Raw genomic sequence first — 20,111 nt, forward strand, 5'->3', positions numbered from 1 at the left:
TAATGGTTTCCGTATTTTATTAGCGTTTATCTAACAGAGAGGTGATCACATCGCCGCAAAGCTGGATGATGAAGACGATGAGCAGAATCGTCACCGTCGCCACCAGCGTGACGTCGCTGTGGTTGCGCTGGAATCCTTCCAGATAGGCCAGATTCCCTAAACCCCCGGCACCAATGACTCCCGCCATCGCGCTGTAGCTGACCAGCGCAATCAGCGTCACGGTGATCCCGGACACCAGAGCGGGAGAAGATTCCGGCAGTAAAACCCGAAAAATAAGCGTACTCAGACGCGCGCCCATCGAACGTGTCGCTTCAATAACGCCTTTATCCACTTCACGCAGGGCAATTTCGACCAGACGCGCATAAAACGGCGCGGCTCCCACAATTAACGCAGGCAGCGCGGCATTAGCGCCGAGAATGGTGCCAACCATCGCTTTGGTAAATGGGATCAGCAGCACGATCAAAATGATGAAGGGGATCGAACGGAAGATATTCACCACCAGCGAAATCGCGCTATACACGGCGCGATTGTGGAACAGTCCGCCACGCGCCGTCAGAAACAGCGCCAGGCCAAGGGCGATCCCAAGGACAAAGGTCGCCACGCCAGAAAGCGCGGTCATATAGAGCGTTTCCTGCGTTGCTGCTAATAATTGATCCCATTTCAGATGGGGGAACAGTCCTTCAGCCATGTTGAATCACCTCACCTTCAATGTCGCTATCGCGCAGGTCGGCCAGAATATTGCTCAGTTGCTCCTCGGTAGCCACAACGTGCACCCATAGCTGACCAAACACCCCGTGCGCGGTTTGCGTCATCTTGCCGTGCAAAATGTTAAACGGCAGGCCGTAGCGCAGGGTCAATTCTCCAACGACGGGACGGTGGGTGCGTTGCCCGGTAAATGTTAGCTTGATCACCACGCCGCCCAGTTCGCGTGCCAGCTGTGGGTTGAACTCATCTTCTTCGGCGTACTGGCTGACCTGACGCACGAATTGTCGGGTGATCGGCTGCTGCGGATGGGTAAAGACGCTGAGCACGTCGCCTTCTTCAACGACTTTACCGTTTTCCATCACCGCCACGCGGTCGCAGATTTTGCGCACCACGTGCATTTCATGGGTGATCAACACAATGGTTAATTTGAAGCGACGGTTAATATCGAGCAGTAAATCAAGGATCTGATCGGTAGTTTGCGGATCTAACGCCGAGGTGGCTTCGTCGCATAGCAGTACGTCAGGATTGTTCGCCAGCGCGCGGGCAATTCCCACCCGCTGTTTTTGCCCGCCGCTGAGCTGAGACGGATAAGCATTCTCGCGACCACTCAACCCAACCAGCGTAATCAGTTCGGCAACCCGCGCTTTGATGGACGCCTTTGGCGCACCCGCGATTTGCATAGAGAAAGCAATATTTTCGCTAACCGTGCGCGACCACAGTAAGTTGAAGTGCTGGAACACCATGCTGATTTTCAGTCGCGCCTGACGCAGAGATTCTCCGCGGGCGGCAGAGATATCGTGGCCGTTAATCGTCACGCTGCCGGAGGTCGGTTTTTCCAGACCATTAAGCAAGCGAATTAAGGTGCTCTTACCCGCCCCGCTGTAACCAATAATTCCGTAAATCTGTCCCTGCTCAACCGTCAGGTTGACGTTATCGACAGCGGTAATGGATAGCCTGCCTGGCGTAAACACTTTTGAAATATTTTTCAGGACAATCATGTCGTTTGGGTATCCGCTGCTGCTTTTTGTAATCCTGCTAGCGCTTTTAGCTGTTTAGCAGTATGGATGTCCAAACGAGTGTAATGAGTGAAATTGGCTTTTAGAATGAATTAAAACGAATTTGATATAATTTTTAGGAATATGATCTGTACATTGAAAACGCCCGCCTAAATCTGTTTATTTGGCTAGCCAGGGCAGTTTGTTGCGCAACAAACTGTCGCTGAGCCCAACGCCTTTATCCATACCGATGAACAAATTAATGAATATTTTTTGTAAAACCGCACAGAACTGTTTTGAAACAGCGTTTCCATTTTCCTTTTAGATAAAATTCAGCGTATAATGCGCGCCAATTGTCTCTTGAATGGTTTCAGCACATTGACCTGTAAAACTCAACGACTACAAAACTCACCTTCCCGTTGGGCTGAAACGCAAGCACACATTCCTCTGCACGCTCTTTCGATGTCACCTATCCTTAGAGCGAGACATCACCACTTTCGTAACTCAGGTTTAGCTTCCCATCCGTGCGCGATGGGAGCCAGATTTCCCAATCCTTCTCAACTTAAAGACTAAGACTGTCATGAAAAAGACGAAAATTGTTTGCACCATCGGTCCGAAAACCGAATCCGAAGAGATGTTAACCAAAATGCTGGACGCGGGCATGAACGTCATGCGTCTGAACTTCTCTCATGGCGATTACGCAGAACACGGTCAGCGCATCAAAAATTTGCGCAACGTGATGAGCAAAACCGGTAAAAAAGCCGCTATCCTGCTGGATACCAAAGGTCCGGAAATCCGTACCATTAAGCTGGAAGGCGGTAACGACGTTTCTCTGAAAGCAGGCCAGACCTTCACCTTCACCACCGACAAATCTGTTGTCGGCAACAGCGAAATCGTTGCTGTGACTTACGAAGGCTTCACTAAAGATCTGTCTGTCGGCAACACCGTACTGGTTGACGATGGCCTGATCGGCATGGAAGTTACCGCGATCGAAGGTAACAAAGTTATCTGTAAAGTGCTGAACAACGGCGACCTGGGCGAAAACAAAGGCGTTAACCTGCCAGGCGTTTCTATCGCGCTGCCAGCACTGGCTGAGAAAGACAAACAGGACCTGATCTTCGGTTGCGAACAGGGCGTTGACTTCGTTGCGGCATCCTTTATCCGTAAACGTTCTGACGTGGTTGAAATCCGCGAGCACCTGAAGGCGCACGGCGGCGAAAACATCCAGATCATCTCCAAAATCGAAAACCAGGAAGGCCTGAACAACTTCGACGAAATCCTCGAAGCGTCTGACGGTATCATGGTTGCTCGTGGCGACATGGGCGTTGAGATCCCGGTTGAAGAAGTTATCTTCGCGCAGAAGATGATCATCGAGAAATGTATCCGCGCGCGCAAAGTCGTTATCACTGCGACCCAGATGCTGGACTCCATGATCAAAAACCCGCGTCCGACCCGCGCTGAAGCCGGCGACGTCGCGAACGCAATCCTCGATGGCACCGACGCAGTCATGCTGTCTGGCGAATCCGCGAAAGGTAAATACCCGCTGGAAGCCGTGACCATCATGGCGACCATTTGCGAACGTACCGACCGCGTGATGACCAGCCGTCTGGACTTCAACAACGACAGCCGCAAACTGCGCATCACCGAAGCCGTTTGCCGTGGCGCGGTTGAAACTGCGGAAAAACTGGACGCTCCGCTGATCGTCGTTGCAACCCAGGGCGGTAAATCTGCTCGCGCAGTGCGTAAATACTTCCCGGATGCCACCATCCTGGCGCTGACGACTAACGAAACTACCGCGCGTCAGCTGGTACTGAGCAAAGGCGTTGTGGCACAGGTTGTTAAAGAAATCAGCTCCACCGATGATTTCTACCGTCTGGGCAAAGAAGTTGCTCTGGAGAGCGGTCTGGCGCAGAAAGGTGACGTTGTGGTTATGGTTTCTGGCGCGCTGGTTCCAAGCGGCACGACCAACACCGCATCCGTTCACGTACTGTAATAATTCCGCCGCGAATTAATTTGCTTATAAAAGCGCCCTCGTGGCGCTTTTTTTATTTTATCGATAGCCACAATTAATAAAAAATCAAATCGGATTTCACTATCTAATCCGTGATTATCTAAGATGAATCCGATGGAAGCTTTCTGTTTTCACTCGGTTTTTTAGCCGTTTTTGCACAATTCGATGCTTCTTTGAGCGAACGATCAAAAATAAGTGCATTCCCATCAAAAAAATATTCTCAACATAAAAAACTTTGTGTAATACTTGTAACGCTACATGGAGATTAACTCAATCTAGAGGGTATTAATAATGAATCGTACTAAACTGGTACTGGGCGCGGTAATCCTGGGTTCTACTCTGCTGGCAGGTTGCTCCAGCAACGCTAAAATCGATCAGCTGTCTTCTGACGTTCAGACTCTGAACGCTAAAGTTGACCAGCTGAGCAACGACGTGAACGCAATGCGTTCCGACGTTCAGGCTGCTAAAGACGACGCAGCTCGCGCTAACCAGCGTCTGGACAACGCAGCTACTAAATACCGCAAGTAATAGTATCTGTGTAATAAAAATGGCGCACATTGTGCGCCATTTTTTTGCCCTGAATTTCTCGTTCCCTGTTATTGCGTAGCGCGCACCTCTGCATTCTCTCCCGGCACACCATTTCGCGCAGACTTCACTTCCGCACCATTGCTAACGACCGAGGCCTGGCTGGCCGTCACCGTGACCGGATAACCCGCACGGCGATACAACGCGCGCTCCACCAGGCTGTTATCAACGGCTTTATTGTCTTTGAACTGAGTAAAACCGGCTGGGAGCACATACGGCATGGTCTGAACGTTTTGTTCCTCTTCCGGCGACAGTGGGCGATGCACCTCGACATACCGCATGCCGTTCGGCTCAATCGAATATTTGATCGGCTCATTAATCACCCTGACCGGCGTTCCTGTTCGGACTTGAGCAAACAATGCCTTGATGTCCGGCGCGTTCATGCGAATACACCCGGAGCTCACGCGCAGACCGACACTGTCCGGCGCGCTGGTGCCATGGATCAGGTATTCACCGTTTCCATGCGCCAGACGCAGTGCAAAGCGTCCTAACGGGTTATTTGGCCCGGCGGGCACTACCGGAGGTAATGTTATGCCACGTTCCAGAGAGCGTTTACGGATGCCTGCTGTAGGGGTCCAGGTAGGATTCGGTATTTTCTGCCCTACCCGGGTTTCCATCACCGGAGTTTCCAGTCCCTGCAAACCGATACCAATCGGGAATACCTGAACGATATTCTCTCCCGGCGGGTAGTAATACAGACGTAGCTCCGCCAGATTCACAATAATGCCTTCGCGTGGCGCATCAGGCAGCAGTAATTGCGAGGGAATGGTAATCAGGGTTCCGGGTTTGGGAACAGGGGCAATAGTATTATTGGCTTCGAGGATCAGCATTGCGGCGGTATCAAACTTACGGGCAATCGCCTGTAGGTTTTTATCCCCTTCCTGCACGGTATAAGTTTGATTTTGCCCAACAAGACGACTGTTTGCCTGGGGCAACGGATAATCGACCGCCCATGCGGCCTGAATAGCGCTGTAAGCGCCGATTAGCATTAAGGTAATAACAGACGCGCGTTTCATACTCACTCACCCCCCTGGCGTTCCTGCCGGACGACGGCGAGCGCCAGATCCGGCTTACGAGTCACTGCGTTGCCTTACACGATCGATTTCAAGTCGGTCTGAAAGTTGACGTGTTTTATCAGTTTAGCTAAGAGTTGCGGCTTTGGCGCGGATAGCCCGAATCATTGCCTCCAGCCCCTGTGAACGAGACGGTGTGAGATGCTGTGCGAGCGCCATTTTTTCAAACCACGGACGCACATCAAAATTCACAATATCCTGGGCCGTCATGCGGTCGTACAGAATGAAGACCACGGCGATAAGCCCTTTCACAATTGCCGCATCGCTGTCGCCCTGAAATTCAATAATCCCTTCAGCATTCTGACGCATAACAATCCATACCTGACTTTGACATCCCTGAATGCTATTTTCGGGGCAGCGATCGTCGGCGTTTAATTCCGGCAAACGCTGACCCAGTTCAATGATGTACAGGTATTTCTCTTCCCAATTAGCGCAACGCAGAAAATTACGCAACAATTTTTCTTTATCCGGTAGCGCAGCCATAACGCCTCCCTGTTATCCCAGTAAGTGATGAATACGCTTGAGACCTGTCACCAGGCGATCCACTTCTTCATGGGTGTTGTACATGGCAATCGACGCCCGACACATGGCGGGAACGTGATAGTAGGCCATCAGCGGCATTGCGCAGTGATGCCCCGTCCGCACGGCAATCCCATAGTTATCGAGAAAACTCCCGACGTCATAGGCGTGATGTTTGCCGAGGTTAAAGGCAATCACCCCCAGGCGGTTATCCGGTCCGTAAAGCGTCAAATCCGGCACGTCCGCCAACTGTTCCAACGCATAGCGCATCATGAACTGTTCATATTCGCTAATTTCAGTCAGCCCCAGCGCTGAAACATACTCAATAGCCGCGCCAAGCCCGATAATTCCTCCTGTGTTAGGCGTACCGGCTTCAAAACGCCACGGCGCTTTGGCCCACGTCGTCCCCTGGCTCAGGCTCACGGTCGCAATCATCGAACCGCCGCCTTCCCATGGCGGCATTTCCTGCAGCAGCGCCTCTCTCGCATACAGCACGCCAATACCGGTTGGCCCGTAGAGCTTGTGTCCGGAGAAAACATAAAAATCGCAATCTAACGCCTGCACATCCACTTGATGATGCATAACCGCCTGTGCGCCATCCACCAGTACTTTTGCGCCGTATTGATGCGCCAGCGCAATCATCTCACTTAGCGGGTTTTCGGTGCCCAGTACGTTTGAAACATGGGTAATTGCCAGCAGTTGCGTATGCTCATCGAACAGCGCTGGCAACGCTTCCAGTTGCAATGTGCCGTCGGCATTGATCGGAATGACCCGCAGTTCTGCGCCCACGCGGGCGCACAGCATTTGCCAGGGAACAATGTTGGCATGGTGCTCCATTTCGCTGATGATGATGTTATCGCCAGTCCTGACATTGCTGTTGCCCCAACTGTTCGCCACCAGGTTAATGCCTTCCGTGGTACCGCGAACGAACACCAGCTCTTCAGCGGAACGAGCGTTAATAAACAGCGAGGCGAGCTTGCGCACATTCTCCATTTTTTCCGTGGCCTGCGCGCTCAGCGTATGGATACCACGGTGAACCGCCGCATAGCCGTGACGGTAAAACTCGGCTTCGGCATCGATCACCTGATTAGGCTTTTGCGCGCTGGCGGCGCTGTCCAGATACGCCAGCGGTAAACCGTTCACTTCACGCGTCAGGACCGGAAAATCAGCCCGCACTTTTTCAATGGGAAATGTCATGCTACGCCTCCCGGCAGGCGGTGAGCGATCCGCGCCAGTACCAGTTGTTTAAGCGTTTCATCGCGCAGGGCTTCCGTCAGCTCAGCGGCAAACGCATAGAGAATCATCTGTTGAGCATCTTGCTGACCGATCCCGCGCGAACGCAGATAGAACATCTGCTCGTCGTCAATCCGCCCTACCGTCGCCCCGTGACTGCATTTCACGTCGTCGGCATAAATTTCGAGCTGAGGCTTGGTGTCCACTTCCGCCAGTTTTCCGAGCAGTAAATTGTTATTGGTCATCTGACCGTCGGTTTTAATGGCGTGTTGGGCGACGTTGATCAGGCCATTGAACACCGCCCGCCCCTTATCGCTGACAATCGTTTTATGCAACTGGCGGCTGTTGCAATAGCCCTTGTTGTGCGCAAGCCAGGTCCGGGTGTCACAAACTTCGTTTTTCACCGGCATCGCCAGGCTGTTAAGGCGCAGCGTGGTATTTTCGCCGTTGAGCTGGGTACTGGTGTTATGGCGTAACACGGCATCACCCAGCAAGAAACTTTGGCTGACTGCCGAGGCATCTGCACTCAACTGAATATCATTATGGGCAAAGTGGTGGCTGAGCGAATTCTCAAACGCCAGTTTAATGTGGTGCAAATGTGCATTGGCCGCGACGTTCATCGTTAAGCGCGCCCCGGTAAAATGGCGAAGCTCGCTGAGACTGACATAATGCTCAATAACGGTGGCTTCTGCGCCTTCCGCCAGTTCCAGATGGTGACGATAGTGCGCCGTATTCACCGCATCGCCCGTCGCTCCCTGGGTAATGTGTAGCAGCAGCAGCGGTTTCGCTGGTCGCTGGTTACGCTTGACCAAAATGTGCGTTACGCTGCGGGACAGGCTTTCGGTCAGATGCAGAAATACTTCCGGCTGGATAGCCGCAGGCAGCATCTGACGCTCATCATTAACGGTAATATCAAATCCGCTACCTTCCACGCTGTCGCTGAGCGTTGGACAAAATTTGCCATCGACAAACACCAATCGTACCGCATCAATCGCTGGTGCCAGCGCCTCAAACTGGGCTGGCGTTAGCGCGGTGATATTGCTGACGAACCGGCTGTTGGTTAATCCTTCCAGCGGCGTGTATTTCCAGTCCTCATGCTTACGCGTTGGCAGCCCCAGACGCAGCATCTGTTGCAGATGCTGTTGCGCATAGTGCGAACGGGTCTCCCCTTGGGTCTCAAACAGATGGTGCCACTGTTGCAGCACGTTACTGCTGTTCGCTAAGCCAGCCATATCCTTGCTCCTCCAGTTGTTTGACCAGCGTGAAATCGCCGGACTTCACAATTCGCCCCTGGTAGAGAACGTGAACATAATCGGGTTTGATATAGTCCAGGATGCGCTGATAGTGAGTGACGATAATGAATGAGCGTTTCCCGTCGCGCAGCGAGTTCACACCATCGGCGACGATTTTCAGCGCATCGATATCCAGCCCGGAGTCTGACTCATCGAGAATGCACAACTGAGGCTCCAGCACCGCCATTTGCAGAATGTCATTCCGCTTTTTCTCACCGCCAGAGAAACCGACGTTTACCGAACGCGTCAGTAAGTCTTCCGGCATCTTCAGCAGCGCGATTTTTTCTTCCATCAGATCCTGGAAGTCGAACCTGTCCAGCGACTCCTCCCCACGATAACTGCGCACCGCATTCAGCGCCGTTTGCAGGAAAAACTGATTACTGACGCCGGGAATTTCTACCGGATACTGAAATGCCATAAAGATCCCTTCACCGGCCCGGTCTTCCGGCGACAGTTCCAGTAAATCCTTACCGTTAAATTCAACCGTCCCGCCAGTGACTTCGTAGTCTTCACGACCGGCGAGCGTGGCGGACAGCGTACTTTTCCCGGAACCGTTCGGCCCCATAATGGCATGGACTTCTCCGGGACGAATCTCAAGGCTGAGCCCACGCAGAATCGCCTTATCTTCAACACTGACCTGTAAATCTTTAATGCTTAACATGTGCTTTCCTTAAATTTTAACCGACGCTGTGTTCAAGACTTATGGCGAGAAGTTTTTGCGCTTCCACCGCAAATTCCAGCGGCAGTTCAGAGAACACGTCTTTACAGAAACCGTTGACGATCATCGAAATGGCATCCTCTTCGCTGATGCCGCGTTGCAGACAGTAAAACAGCTGGTCTTCACCGATGCGTGACGTCGTGGCTTCGTGCTCAAGCTGGGCGCTGTTGTTTCGACACTCGACATACGGGAAGGTATGCGCCCCGCAGTCCGCCCCGATCAACATGGAGTCGCATTGGGTATAGTTACGCGCGTTGGTGGCGGTCGGCATGATTTTTACCAGGCCGCGATAGCTGTTCTGACTCTGACCGGCGGAGATCCCTTTCGAGATGATGGTCGATTTGGTGTTCTTGCCAATGTGGATCATCTTGGTGCCGGTATCGGCCTGCTGGTGACCGCTGGTCAGCGCGACGGAGTAGAATTCACCGATAGAGTTATCGCCACGCAGAATGCAGCTTGGGTATTTCCAGGTAATGGCCGAGCCGGTTTCCGACTGCGTCCACGACATTTTGCTGTTTTCGCCTTCGCACAGCGCGCGCTTGGTGACGAAGTTCAAAATGCCGCCGGTATTACCATCACCGGGGAACCAGTTTTGCACCGTCGAGTATTTCACTTCAGCATCTTTATGGATGATAACTTCCACCACCGCCGCATGTAGCTGGTAGCTGTCGCGTACCGGAGCTGAACAACCTTCGATATAACTGACGTAGCTGCCCTCATCCGCAATCAGAATAGTGCGTTCAAACTGCCCGGTCTTTTCGGCATTAATCCGGAAGTAGGTCGAGAGTTCCATGGGACAACGCACGCCTTTCGGCACATAGATAAAGGTGCCATCAGATGCCACTGCGGCATTCAGCGCGGCGAAGAAATTATCATTACCCGGAACGACGGTTCCAAGATACTGTTTCACCAGCTCGGGATGGTCATGAATCGCCTCACCGAACGAACAGAAAATAATGCCCTGCTCTGCCAGCTTGTCGCGATAGGTTGTCGCCACCGACACCGAGTCGAAAATAGCATCAACCGCCACCTCTTTTCCTTCACGAACCGGCACCCCTAGCTGTGCAAAGGCGTCTTCTACCTCTTTGCTTAAAAAGGCATTCGCCCCTGTTTGCTGAACAGCCCCCGGTTCAGAAGCACAGGTTTCATCACAATTGCCGCAGGACGGCGCAGAGTAATAGCTGTAATCCTGATAATTCAGCTTGTCGTAGTGCGCTTTGAGCCAGTGCGGCTCTTCCATGGTGAGCCATGCGTTAAAGGCATTCAGGCGAAACTCCAGCATCCAGTCGGGTTCATTACGTTTTGCCGAAATCGCGCGCACAACGTCTTCATTGATCCCTTTTGCCAGCTCATCGGTTTGCAGTTGGGTGAAGAAGCCCTCTTTATAATTGAGGTGCCCGCCAGCCCAGGTGTTGACATCATCAGTTGCTTCAGTATTACGAGACATAGTACCGCCTATACCCCAAAACTTTCGCCACAGCCGCATTCGTTCTGGGCTTTCGGGTTATGAAATTTAAATAACTGATTTAATCCTTCGCGTACGAAATCGACTTCCGTCCCGTCGATAAACGGCATCGCCTGTAACGGCACATAAAGTCTGGCGCCATCCGATTCATACAGCAGATCCTCTTTTTCCGGCTCACGGACGGTGTCCAGCACGTAGCCGAATCCCGCGCATCCGGTTTGTTTCACACCTAAACGCACGCCCAACATACCGGGTTGTTTTGCCACCAGTTCGCGGATGTGCGCCGCAGCTGCCGGCGTTAACGTCAAACCACGCCATGCGAAATCGTCCGGGTTAAATGTTCCTGAATGCAATTCCATAGGGTTACCTCGAGTCATTAGCTTTCAAGCTATAACATCATGTTAGTGATAATGATTATCACTTCAACCCCTCAACAGCAGGGGCATTCGGGTTAATCGCCATTTTTGGCTACTTTTAATAAGCATAGACCCTGCAGCGCGGGTTATCAGAGATGGATTATTTTCTTCAATGCATTGATTAATAATGGATTATGAAAATCCAATCGTTCAGGCAGGTTAAACGCCAAAAGATGTATAGGTAATACCTATTTAAGGGATTGGTTTTGAAAATTTAATGAAATCCTGCGATTATGATATAGTCAGTAATCTTAGTTTTTATCGTGATAGACAAATGCGGATTATTTAACGCGCCCAAATATCGCCTCCTGCGTCCCCAAAATTTTCGCCAAACTCTCCGCCATTGATTCTTAAAAAAGATATTATGCGAGTCGCTTACCAGATTTATACCCCATCATTTACAAGCCAGTCGAACAGGTACACACTTGACCGTTATTGCACAAATTACGATGAGATCCATTAATTATGTTGAATCCTGAATATTGTCATACGCTTTAATTATCAATTTAATAATTAATATTAACAACATATATATTGGTTAATTAAATTTCACCATAAAATACAATTTCGAATTAAGTGTCGGAGTAATGTTATCTTATGATTCATTATGTTATTAAGGGAAATGTATGTCATGGAACAAACACGATGCGGTCTCGTATGCGCGAAGTCATGCGCATCAAAAAAGCCAAGGTTATTGCGCTCGGGCAGTAGCTGCAGCAATTCGTGCTGATGGCGTCAAGATCGAGAGTGCTAACGCCAACAATTTTTCAAGATCACTGGAAAAAGCAGGATTCAGCAAATCATACGGCACCCCAATAGAGGGTGATATAGCGGTTATTGATGCTTTACCAGGCCCAAACCAGTATGGGCACGCCTGTATTTACGATGGGTCCGGGACCTGGTACTCCGATTTCGTACAGCGTAGTTTATACCCTGGGCCGCAGTACAGAGAAATCCAGCCCGCTGTTACCATATACAGGCACAAGTAATATGAAAAAATTACTGCTTTTTCTGCTCATGGCATCATCTGCAATGGCAAAAACCAACGACCCTGTTAATCAGGCTATTGTATTTAACAACTGGTACGTGAATCAAATTAACAATAATAATTTTCCGATTACCGACGGTAAGGATATTGATAAATACGTTACTGCATCAACGATGCAGAAACTAAGGCGAACACAAGATCCAAATTATGATGATGAGGTTTTTTATGATGCTGATTTTTTTTTAAAGGCTCAAGACATAGGCGAAGATTGGCCAGGCAATGTAAGCGCCATTGCGGGTGATACGGATCCGGTTTGCGTGAATGTTTACGTAGCGTTTGGAAAAGAACAAAAACATATTGTCATTGATTGCATGGTCAAAGAGAGCGGATTCTGGAAAGTGCAATCTGTCACCAGCCTCCAATTCATACGCAACCTGGAACGGCACTGAGGTCGGAGATATGACAGGAGTTCTGTGTCATGGCACGTTCGCGAATACTCCTGCCATATCGCCGGAAAGAAAAAGGTCTGCGCGAACTTCTACGCCATCCCTCTCACCATAATGCGAATGTGGCAATATTTGACGCATATAAAAAACACATGGCGCGGTTGTTCGCATTACTGATTCCTGGACGCCATTCCCAAGGGCAGATTTTGCTAACGTGGACGAATTTTAGCTCTGATGCTAATACTATCAATCTCTCTTAAACACTCCACGAATGCTGGTTACCCCCAGCATTCGCGCATACGGAGGTATTCAGGTGTATGCCTGACGGTGGGCCTCCGTCCCATTTTTTCTGTTTTGTACGTGACCCATTGATAACAAAAAACCCTTAAGTCTGCTTGCTGGCAGGCTTAAGGGTTCCGGCCCCATCCGGCGCTTATCTCCGGCACTCGTAATGGCTTAGCTCTTGAAGGGGCATAAGAATAATCTCACTCCCGGATAAGTTTTGTTTAACACAAATTGCGGTTTGATTGTTTTTTGAGCGCAGTCAATGACATAATTCGCGCGTTGTTTCACTAATTGCGTCTAACAACAAGCGTAACCCCGCAGGCTGATGCTCACGAGAAAGATACAACCCGTATATTGGCAGGCGTTTAGGCTGTAGCTCTGGCAGTAACCGAACTAACTTTCCCTGCGCCAACCCTTCTCGCGCTTCCGGCTCCGGTACCAGCGCAATGCCCATACCCGCCAGCGCCGACTCACAGAGCAGCGAAGAGATCCCGGCGCTCAAATTCCCTTTGATCGCAACAGAAACCATCTGCCCTTGTACATCGACAAAGTGCCAGGATTTTCCGGCAAAACCGCTGTAATAGAGGCAGTTATGCTGCGTAAGATCGTCGAGAGTTTCAGGAGTGCCATGTTGATGCAGATAATCGACAGACGCACACAGCACGGATTCACAGTCCCCCAATCGACGGGCGATGGTCCCAGGCTCGGGGGTATCCGTAATGCGGATCGCCACATCGATGCGTTCCCCGACCAGACTTACCGGTTGATTATTAATCTCAACCTCAATGCGCAGTTGCGGATACCGCGCCAGAAAAGTGGGCAGCACCGGAGCAAGAATATGCATCGCGGTATAGTGCGCGCAAGCAACACGTAGCGTACCGGAAGGTATTTGCGCGGCACTGGCGGCAGCAATATCCAGCGAAAGTTGCGCCAGAGAACGCGTTTTCACTAACGCTTCTTCTCCGGCTGGCGTGATCGTCAGGCGACGCGACGACCGATGGATAAGCCTTGCCCCCGCCCATTTTTCCATTTCGTCGAGGTAACGACTAACCATCGGTCTGGAAAGCCCCAGCGCTCGCGCGGCGGCGCTTAAGCTGCCCAAATCACAGATATGGTTGAATACCGTTGCCGCCATTACTCTGTCCATTGCATCCCATCCGATCGTTTTAAGAAACTCAGCATACCCTGATACAGGAATACTAACAGATGCAAATATCCTTAAAATACGCGAACTATCAAAAGACAATTTCCTGCACAAGGTTACCTGGTATGAATGTTAAAACTCTGGCTCTGCTGTTACCCCTGTTCTCCTCTTCACTCTTTGCCGCCCCGCTCCAGCTGGACGTCTACAACCCGCAGGATAAGGCTATTTTCCCGGTCTCCTCGACGCTGGTTTCAGGACCGAAAGAGGCGATTTTGTTTGATGCGCAGTTCAGCACCAAAGATGGCGAACAACTGGTACAGATGATTCGCGCCAGCGGTAAGACGCTGAAAGCCATCGTAATCACCTCCGGCGATCCGGATTTCTATTTCGGTCTGCAGCCCCTCGTCAACGCCTTCCCACAGGTAAAAGTGCTGGCAACACCGCATGTGGTTGAGCATATCCGCGCCACGAAAGAGGCCAAACTGCAGTTCTGGGGCCCGCAAATGAAGGACGGCGCGCCAACATCACTCACCGTGCCGCAAGCCACCACACAAACGCGTTTCACGGTTGATGGCGAAACGCTGGAACTTCGCCATCCCAACGATTATGCGGCGTATGTCTGGATCCCGGCGAACCGCGCAATCATTGGCGGTACCGGCGTGGCTTCGGGTATTCATGTCTGGACGGCGGATACGCAGTCTGCTGAACAGCGTTCCGCGTGGCGCAATGTGTTAAGCGAGATGCAGAACTTACAGCCCGCTCAGGTGGTTCCGGGGCATTACATTGGCGAACGCCCGACAGGCGATAAAGCGATTCGCTTCACCCGAGACTATTTGCAGTCATTTGAGCAGGCGTTAAGCGCGAATAAAGGTTCAGCTTACGTGATTAAAACCATGACGGCGGCATGGCCAGGTCTGGCGGACGCCAGCTCTCTGGAGCTAAGCGCGAAGGTCAATACCGGTGAGATGAAGTGGTAAACAAGATTTAACGCCAAAAATAACCCCGAACGCATGTCGGGGTTACATTACAATAAGCATACCGGAATCAATGAACGCCCATGCGCCAGGCAAAATAGATCTCTTCTTTCAGTTCTGTTGAAGAGAGCGTCAATAAATCCGCAAACTCCAGCTCAAGCTGTTTCAGTCTTTTCAGGTACTGAGCCGGTGAAAGATCGGTTTTATCACGACGTAAAAACTCTATTGCCAGTTGGGCCGGGTCTAATTGGGTAGACATATCATCCTCGCTTGTGTTCAAAACCTGCACAGTATAACACCATTCACTGCGCAGATAATGACCAAAAGCAATATGCATCACAAAATAGCGGTCGTCAGACGCGATGTGCAACACAATCGCCCTTGCTCATCGAAGATTTCGATTTGCCATACCTGATGGCGAGAGCCGGTATGAATGGCGCTACACACGCCTCTGACACACCCATCCCGCGCAGAGCGAACATGGTTGGCATTAACCTCAAGGCCCACCACTTTTTGCTCTCCCTGAGTGCACAGGTAACCGGCCACCGAACCCATGCTTTCCGCCAACACCACCGATGCACCGCCATGTAGTAAACCAAAAGGTTGTTTGGTGCGATGGTCCACCGGCATTGTGGCCTCCAGGGTATCGTCGCCAATATGTTCAAAGCGAATGTCGAGCAACCCCACCATATTTCCTTCACCCATGGCATTGAGCGCCTCAAGAGTGACTTCACGTTTCCAGATCATCCTATAATCTCCAGCAGTGCCTGTAATGGATGGCGAACGCCCGTGCCTTCAACGCGTTTAACCTGGCTACGACAGGAATATCCGGTAGCCAGACAACGATTTCGCGGCAGTCGTTGCATTGCCTGGTGCCATGATAGCTCATAGATCCTCAGTGAGTTCTGGTGATTTTTCACTTCGTGCCCATAAGTGCCAGCCATGCCGCAGCACCCCACGCTGACGTTCTCCAGCCTGGCGCCAAAACGGGCAAAAATAGCTGCCCACTGCGCAGGCGCGCCTGGCAGGGCCGTCACTTCGGTACAATGACCAAAGAAATACCACGGCTCACCGGCAATAGCAGTTGGCTGCTGTGACGCCACAACGGTAGATAACCATTCGTTGACCAGCAATACATGGAAATCCCCCCGCTGTTCTCCAAGCGCCAGCTTGTATTCATCGCGATAACAGAGCACCAGCGCCGGATCAACGCCCACCATTGGAATATTCAGCTTCGCCACCCGGTTGAGAAACTCAGATGTCTTTTTCGCTGTTTTGGCAAAACGGTTTAAAAAGCCTTTGATGTGCTGCGCTTTGCCGTTTGGCGAGAACGGCAGCAGTACCGGCTGTAAGCCCAGTTTTTCTACCAGACGGATAAAATCAGCCACCACCTGCGCATCGTAATAGCTGGTGAACGGATCCTGTACCACCAGCACCATACGGGCTTTTTGTTCCGGGCTGAGTAATTCGAGCTGCTCCAGTGTCATGTTGGCAGAACGATGACCAACCAACTGACGTTGCAGCGACGGCGCAGACAACAACGGTAAATCCACCATACCGATGTGCTTTTTAGCCAGATTACGCACCAGCGGCTGATTGATGAAGAAATTAAACGTTTTGGGCGCACGCGCCATGAGCGGCGCATAGCTCTCAACGGTCGCCACCATATGATCGCGCAACGGTCGCAGATAACGCGTGTGGTACAGTTGCAGGAAGCGCGAGCGGAACTCCGGTACATCAATTTTAATCGGACATTGTGTGGAACAGGCTTTACACGCCAGACAACCGGACATCGCCTCTTTGACTTCATGCGAGAAATCGTATTCGCCCTTACGCGCATGCCAGCTGTTGCGGGTGCGGGCAATCAGCGTGCGTAAACTGGCGCGTTTTTCCGGTAGCTCTTTTTCCAGCTGTATCGGGTCAATTCCGCGATCCGCCAACAGACGCAGCCATTCACGTACCAGCGTGGCACGGCCTTTCGGCGAGTGGATACGGTTGAGGCTGATTTTCATCGACGGGCACATGGGGCTTTTCGCATCAAAGTTAAAGCATAACCCGTTGCCGTTACACTCCATTGCTCCGCGCCACTCTTGCCGCACCGCCAGTGGGATCTGTCGGTCATAAGTCCCGCGCTTAACGGCATCCACTTTCATCATTGGCGCGTCAACGTCTTCCGGTGGACAGATTTTCCCCGGGTTCAGCCGGTTTTGCGGATCAAATACCGACTTCACTTTGCGCAATTCGCGATACAGTTCGTCACCGAAAAACGCCGGACTGTATTCTGCACGAAAACCTTTCCCATGTTCGCCCCACAGCAAACCACCATATTTTGCCGTCAGCGCGACCACATCGTCAGAAATGCGTTTCATCAGCACTTCTTGCTGCGGGTCACACATGTCCAGCGCCGGTCTGACGTGCAGCACGCCGGCATCCACGTGGCCAAACATGCCATAACTCAGACCGTGGCTGTCGAGCAGCGCACGGAACTCTGCAATGTAGTCAGCCAGATGCTCCGGTGGAACGCAGGTATCTTCAGCGAACGGAATAGGCTTCGCGGAACCTTTCGCATTTCCCAGCAAACCGACGGCTTTTTTACGCATGGCGTAAATGCGCTCCACGCCCGCGAGTTCAGTACACAGTTGCCAACCAATGACACCGGCTTCCTGACGGGCAATTAAGCCGTCCAGGCGTTCGCACAGCGCCCTGACCTGAGCATCAATCAATGCTTCATCGTCACCCGCAAATTCGACGATATTCAGGCCCAGCATTTCTTTATCCGGTACGTCGGTTATCAACTCACTTACCGAATGCCAGACGATATCTTCCCGCGCCAGATTAAGCACTTTGGAGTCAACGGTTTCTACAGACAGTGCGCGCGCTTCCACCATAACCGGGGCGTTACGCAATGCTGAATCAAACGAGTCATACTTGACGTTGACCAATTGCCTGACTTTGGGCAACGGCGTGATATCCAGGCGCGCTTCGGTAATAAACGCCAGCGTACCTTCTGAGCCGGTAAGAATGCGGGTTAAATCAAATTCGGTCATCTCGTCGTTGAAGACGTGTCGGAGATCGTAACCGGTAAGGAAGCGATTGAGTTTGGGGAATTTATCAAGAATAAGCTGCCGGTTATCACGACACCGCTCATACACCGTCTTATAGATGCGGCCAATAGTGGTATTGCTGTTGCCCAGCGTTTGGGCGAGTTCGATCGGCATTGGCTGGGTATCAAGAATATCGCCGCCCATCAGCACCGCGCGGATACCCAGCACGTGATCGGAGGTTTTACCGTAAACCAACGAACCTTGTCCGGATGCGTCGGTATTGATCATCCCGCCCAACGTTGCCCGGTTACTGGTGGATAATTCCGGGGCAAAGAAATAGCCGTAAGGCTTCAGAAACTGGTTGAGCTGATCTTTGATTACCCCGGCTTCGACCCGCACCCAACCTTCCTGCGGGTTGATTTCAATAATGCGACTCATATAACGGGACATATCAACAATAATGCCCTGATTCAGCGCCTGACCGTTCGTCCCGGTACCGCCGCCGCGCGGGGTAAAAATCAACGACGAAAAAAGAGGTTCAGCCGCCAGACGGGCGATCAGCGCCACATCTGCCGTTGAACGCGGGAAAACCACAGCATCAGGAAGCAGCTGATAGATACTGTTATCCGTCGACATTGTCAGCCGATCGGCGTAGCTCGTTGCCGTATCGCCCGTGAATCCTTGCTGCTCCAGCGCCTGCAAAAAATTGAGCACCAGTTGAACGACACCTGGCGCCTGAGAAATTTGTGGAATCATTATAGTGACCCTTTCCTGCGGTCTGTGTTGTGAATTTAATCGTTTGCGTGTTTCTTTGTTTGTTGTATCACATTTTTTTCTAATACGCTCAGCAGATTTACAGGCAGAATCCGCCTGTTCAAAACCGCTGAAATTGCTCATCATTATAGGGTGTGATTTAAGTGTTCACGTCGCGTCAACGTTCTGACGCAAAGACAAAGGTGAAAAGTATTTATGGTAAATTTTCGTCAGCCCAGGGATATTGCGCAAGTGCTGCTAACGGTGCTGTTTTTAGCCATCATGATTGTGGCCTGTCTCTGGATTGTGCAGCCCTTTATCCTCGGTTTTGCATGGGCGGGTACGGTGGTCATCGCAACCTGGCCTATCCTGTTACGCTTGCAAAAACTGCTGTGGGGACGCCGTTCACTGGCGGTGCTGGTAATGACCCTGCTGTTAGTAATGTTGTTTATCATTCCTATTGCGCTGCTGGTTAATAGCATTGTTGATGGCAGCGGACCGTTGATCCATGCCGTCACCGCTGGCGATATGACGCTGCCGGATCTGGCGTGGTTGAACAGCATTCCGTTGGTGGGCGCCAAAATGTATGGCGCATGGCACAGCCTGCTGGATATGGGCGGCGCAGCCATTATGGCCAAAGTTCGGCCTTATGTCGGCGCCACAACGACCTGGTTTGTCGGCCAGGCTGCGCATATCGGCCGCTTTATGATGCATTGTGGCCTGATGCTGCTATTCAGCGCCCTGCTGTACTGGCGTGGTGAGCAGGTGGCGTTAGGGATCCGTCATTTCGCGTGTCGACTGGCATCTAAACGCGGTGATGCCGCCATTCTGCTGGCGGCGCAGGCCATTCGCGCTGTTGCGTTAGGTGTTGTGGTTACGGCTCTGGTACAGGCGGTCCTCGGCGGCATTGGTCTGGCGGTAACCGGCGTGCCGTATGCGACGCTGCTGGCAGTATTAATGATCCTCTCCTGCCTGGTACAACTGGGGCCGCTGCCGGTGCTGGTCCCGGCCATTATCTGGCTGTACTGGACCGGGGATTCAACCTGGGGCACCGTACTGCTGGTGTGGAGCGGTGTGGTCGGAACGCTGGATAACGTCATTCGCCCAATGTTGATTCGTATGGGCGCCGATTTGCCGCTGATCCTTATCCTTTCCGGGGTCATCGGCGGATTAATTGCATTCGGCATGATTGGTCTGTTTATCGGCCCGGTAGTCCTGGCCGTGTCCTGGCGTCTGTTCTCTGCCTGGGTGAATGAAGCGCCTGCGCCGGGGAGCGATCCAGACGAACTCCTCGCAGAAATTGAAAGCAATAAGTAATCCAACGTCAGGCGGCATTGCCGCCTGATTGTTTAGCAATGTTAATCTATCCCGTCCCGGTACTGAGTTAAACCGAACGGTACTCTCCTCGCAGCACTCATTTATGTCGCAAATTCTTTACAGTTTTTAAACTATTGAGATGAATCTG

The 20,111-nt window shown here is 51.6% G+C and carries 20 protein-coding genes; 7 read left to right on the plus strand and 13 right to left on the minus strand.

The window, feature by feature from the left end; all coding sequences use genetic code 11:
• Positions 1–19: 19 nt before the first annotated feature.
• Positions 20–688 carry a methionine ABC transporter permease gene (locus tag AC534G_RS14210; protein WP_069324235.1) on the minus strand — a complete coding sequence of 223 codons (669 nt, stop codon included), beginning with the start codon at positions 686–688 and terminating at the stop codon, positions 20–22.
• Positions 681–1,703, minus strand: coding sequence for a methionine ABC transporter ATP-binding protein (locus AC534G_RS14215; protein ID WP_038640275.1), 1,023 nt, complete (start codon positions 1,701–1,703; stop codon positions 681–683). Before AC534G_RS14215 ends, AC534G_RS14210 begins: the two co-directional genes overlap by 8 nt.
• A gap of 375 nt (positions 1,704–2,078) precedes the next feature.
• Here AC534G_RS14215 and ynhH point away from each other — a divergent pair, with 375 nt between their 5' ends.
• The 3 genes from ynhH to lpp all read left to right on the plus strand — a co-directional run bounded on the left by ynhH (position 2,079) and on the right by lpp (position 4,239).
• Complete coding sequence (gene ynhH / locus AC534G_RS14220; RefSeq protein WP_247672768.1) at positions 2,079–2,273, plus strand: protein YnhH; 195 nt, start codon at positions 2,079–2,081, stop codon at positions 2,271–2,273.
• Between the two features lie 7 nt (positions 2,274–2,280).
• Positions 2,281–3,693, plus strand: a complete 1,413-nt coding sequence (gene pykF, locus AC534G_RS14225) for a pyruvate kinase PykF (protein ID WP_006684766.1) — start codon at positions 2,281–2,283, stop codon at positions 3,691–3,693.
• 309 nt (positions 3,694–4,002) lie between these two features.
• The gene (lpp, locus tag AC534G_RS14230; RefSeq protein WP_003029373.1) at positions 4,003–4,239 is read left to right on the plus strand and encodes a murein lipoprotein Lpp; all 237 of its coding nucleotides are present in this window, start codon (positions 4,003–4,005) and stop codon (positions 4,237–4,239) included.
• A 68-nt stretch (positions 4,240–4,307) separates the two neighbouring features.
• Here the strand turns inward: lpp and ldtE are convergent, their stop codons facing one another.
• From ldtE to sufA, 7 genes are all read right to left on the minus strand, one after another.
• Positions 4,308–5,312, minus strand: coding sequence for a L,D-transpeptidase LdtE (ldtE, locus tag AC534G_RS14235; RefSeq protein ID WP_038640270.1), 1,005 nt, complete (start codon positions 5,310–5,312; stop codon positions 4,308–4,310).
• A gap of 123 nt (positions 5,313–5,435) precedes the next feature.
• A complete protein-coding gene (sufE, locus tag AC534G_RS14240) occupies positions 5,436–5,852 on the minus strand; it encodes a cysteine desulfuration protein SufE (RefSeq protein ID WP_038640268.1) in 417 nt (138 codons plus the stop codon).
• Between the two features lie 12 nt (positions 5,853–5,864).
• Positions 5,865–7,085 carry a cysteine desulfurase SufS gene (gene sufS, locus AC534G_RS14245; RefSeq protein ID WP_110498172.1) on the minus strand — a complete coding sequence of 407 codons (1,221 nt, stop codon included), beginning with the start codon at positions 7,083–7,085 and terminating at the stop codon, positions 5,865–5,867.
• Complete coding sequence (gene sufD, locus AC534G_RS14250; RefSeq protein ID WP_110498174.1) at positions 7,082–8,353, minus strand: Fe-S cluster assembly protein SufD; 1,272 nt, start codon at positions 8,351–8,353, stop codon at positions 7,082–7,084. The genes sufS and sufD overlap by 4 nt, the downstream gene beginning before the upstream one ends.
• Positions 8,328–9,074: a Fe-S cluster assembly ATPase SufC gene (gene sufC, locus AC534G_RS14255; RefSeq protein ID WP_038640264.1), complete on the minus strand. Its 747-nt coding sequence runs from the start codon at positions 9,072–9,074 to the stop codon at positions 8,328–8,330. Before sufC ends, sufD begins: the two co-directional genes overlap by 26 nt.
• 16 nt (positions 9,075–9,090) lie before the next feature.
• Positions 9,091–10,578: a Fe-S cluster assembly protein SufB gene (gene sufB / locus AC534G_RS14260; RefSeq protein WP_038640262.1), complete on the minus strand. Its 1,488-nt coding sequence runs from the start codon at positions 10,576–10,578 to the stop codon at positions 9,091–9,093.
• Between the two features lie 8 nt (positions 10,579–10,586).
• Positions 10,587–10,955, minus strand: coding sequence for a Fe-S cluster assembly scaffold SufA (gene sufA / locus AC534G_RS14265; protein ID WP_110498176.1), 369 nt, complete (start codon positions 10,953–10,955; stop codon positions 10,587–10,589).
• 683 nt (positions 10,956–11,638) lie between these two features.
• Here sufA and AC534G_RS14270 point away from each other — a divergent pair.
• Entirely contained in the window at positions 11,639–12,001 is a 363-nt protein-coding gene (locus AC534G_RS14270) for a CHAP domain-containing protein (RefSeq protein WP_110498178.1), read from the plus strand.
• 1 nt (position 12,002) lies between these two features.
• Complete coding sequence (locus AC534G_RS14275) at positions 12,003–12,449, plus strand: DUF3828 domain-containing protein (protein WP_069324241.1); 447 nt, start codon at positions 12,003–12,005, stop codon at positions 12,447–12,449.
• A gap of 541 nt (positions 12,450–12,990) precedes the next feature.
• Here AC534G_RS14275 and AC534G_RS14280 read toward each other — a convergent pair.
• Entirely contained in the window at positions 12,991–13,878 is an 888-nt protein-coding gene (locus AC534G_RS14280; RefSeq protein WP_110498179.1) for a LysR family transcriptional regulator, read from the minus strand.
• 122 nt (positions 13,879–14,000) lie between these two features.
• Between AC534G_RS14280 and AC534G_RS14285 the strand changes: the two genes are divergently transcribed.
• On the plus strand, positions 14,001–14,852 hold the full coding sequence (locus AC534G_RS14285; protein WP_087856676.1) for a Vmh family MBL fold metallo-hydrolase: 852 nt from the start codon (positions 14,001–14,003) through the stop codon (positions 14,850–14,852).
• A 67-nt stretch (positions 14,853–14,919) separates the two neighbouring features.
• On the opposite strand, the gene AC534G_RS14290 is transcribed toward AC534G_RS14285, so the two are convergent.
• The 3 genes from AC534G_RS14290 to ydiJ form a co-directional block, all read right to left on the minus strand.
• The gene (locus tag AC534G_RS14290) at positions 14,920–15,108 is read right to left on the minus strand and encodes a YdiH family protein (RefSeq protein ID WP_029139522.1); all 189 of its coding nucleotides are present in this window, start codon (positions 15,106–15,108) and stop codon (positions 14,920–14,922) included.
• Positions 15,109–15,185: 77 nt separating this feature from the next.
• Positions 15,186–15,596, minus strand: a complete 411-nt coding sequence (gene menI / locus AC534G_RS14295) for a 1,4-dihydroxy-2-naphthoyl-CoA hydrolase (RefSeq protein WP_110498181.1) — start codon at positions 15,594–15,596, stop codon at positions 15,186–15,188.
• Complete coding sequence (ydiJ, locus tag AC534G_RS14300) at positions 15,593–18,649, minus strand: D-2-hydroxyglutarate dehydrogenase YdiJ (protein ID WP_110498183.1); 3,057 nt, start codon at positions 18,647–18,649, stop codon at positions 15,593–15,595. Before ydiJ ends, menI begins: the two co-directional genes overlap by 4 nt.
• A 213-nt stretch (positions 18,650–18,862) precedes the next feature.
• Between ydiJ and ydiK the strand changes: the two genes are divergently transcribed.
• Positions 18,863–19,963, plus strand: coding sequence for an AI-2E family transporter YdiK (gene ydiK, locus AC534G_RS14305; protein WP_069324246.1), 1,101 nt, complete (start codon positions 18,863–18,865; stop codon positions 19,961–19,963).
• Positions 19,964–20,111 lie beyond the last annotated feature (148 nt).

Source organism: Citrobacter sp. CRE-46, from assembly GCF_059615875.1.